This is a genomic window from Sporolactobacillus inulinus, assembly GCF_006539285.1.
Taxonomy (GTDB): Bacteria; Bacillota; Bacilli; order Bacillales; family Sporolactobacillaceae; genus Sporolactobacillus; species Sporolactobacillus inulinus.
In genome coordinates this window covers 1-1,113 of the sequence record NZ_BJMS01000214.1, presented here as the reverse complement: position 1 = coordinate 1,113, position 1,113 = coordinate 1, and the positions used below count along the sequence as shown (strand labels likewise).

The window sequence follows — 1,113 nt, the reverse complement described above, 5'->3', positions numbered from 1 at the left end:
TTGCGGAGGATTAGCTCAGCTGGGAGAGCATCTGCCTTACAAGCAGAGGGTCATAGGTTCGAGCCCTATATCCTCCATTTTTATGCCGGTCTAGCTCAATTGGTAGAGCAACTGAATCGTAATCAGTAGGTTGGGGGTTCAAGTCCTCTGACCGGCACTGTGAATGAGCCACTAGCTCAGGGGTAGAGCATCTGACTTTTAATCAGAGGGTCGAAGGTTCAAATCCTTCGTGGCTCACCATCTGTTTATTATTATGCGGAAGTAGTTCAGTGATAGAACATCACCTTGCCATGGTGGGGGTCGCGGGTTTGAATCCCGTCTTCCGCTCCATTTTATCTATGCCGGGATGGCGAAATTGGCAGACGCACAGGACTTAAAATCCTGCGGTAGGTGACTACCGTGCCGGTTCGAGTCCGGCTCTCGGCACCATTTCAGTTATTTGCGCCCTTAGCTCAATTGGATAGAGCGTCTGACTACGGATCAGAAGGTTAGGGATTCGACTTCTCTAGGGCGCATTGATTTATCGGGAAGTGGCTCAGCTTGGTAGAGCACCACGTTCGGGACGTGGGGGTCGCAGGTTCAAATCCTGTCTTCCCGATTTTTTGCAAAAATAATGGACTGGTTATTCTCATTATTTTTGTAGGTCGGCAACGACTCATTTTATTGTATATCTTACATAAATGGGGCCTTAGCTCAGCTGGGAGAGCGCCTGCTTTGCACGCAGGAGGTCAGGGGTTCGATCCCCCTAGGCTCCACTTAAATTAATGGTTAGCCAAGCTGAAGCAGCGTTCCTGTTTTTTTACTGAGGAACGCTGCTCTTTTACAGGTAAAGAAAGCATATGATTTTTCCCCATCTTCAGAGCAACAGACCTGTGTCTTGACCGAGAATCAAAGCGGAGATGCTCTGGCGCCTGCGGGATCACGCTTTGTTGATGCGTGCCAGCAAGACCCCGCAGATTCCTGCCTGTCTGAGAAGGCTCGCGGTGCCCCCGCGGCAAGCGAGCATCCGCAGCGTCACTCGTGCACAAGGTAATGAATCAAAGCCGTATACAGAGCAAAAGGAACTTTCCGCTAATTAAAAATGAACTTTCGCTAATTGTAAAAGGAACTTCT

General features: G+C 49.4%; 8 tRNA genes. All 8 read left to right on the top strand.

From position 1 onward, the window contains the following. The first annotated feature begins 4 nt into the window (after nucleotides 1-4). A tRNA-Val gene (locus SIN01_RS14795) sits at nucleotides 5-77 on the top strand. A gap of 7 nt (nucleotides 78-84) precedes the next feature. Then, nucleotides 85-157: transfer RNA gene (locus SIN01_RS14790), tRNA-Thr, on the top strand. An 8-nt stretch (nucleotides 158-165) separates the two neighbouring features. Then, nucleotides 166-240: transfer RNA gene (locus SIN01_RS14785), tRNA-Lys, on the top strand. Between the two features lie 15 nt (nucleotides 241-255). Continuing rightward, nucleotides 256-330, top strand: a tRNA-Gly gene (locus tag SIN01_RS14780). A gap of 10 nt (nucleotides 331-340) precedes the next feature. Next, nucleotides 341-429, top strand: a tRNA-Leu gene (locus SIN01_RS14775). Between the two features lie 12 nt (nucleotides 430-441). Next, a tRNA-Arg gene (locus SIN01_RS14770) sits at nucleotides 442-515 on the top strand. A gap of 9 nt (nucleotides 516-524) precedes the next feature. After that, nucleotides 525-598, top strand: a tRNA-Pro gene (locus tag SIN01_RS14765). Between the two features lie 84 nt (nucleotides 599-682). Next, a tRNA-Ala gene (locus tag SIN01_RS14760) sits at nucleotides 683-755 on the top strand. Nucleotides 756-1,113: the final 358 nt, after the last annotated feature.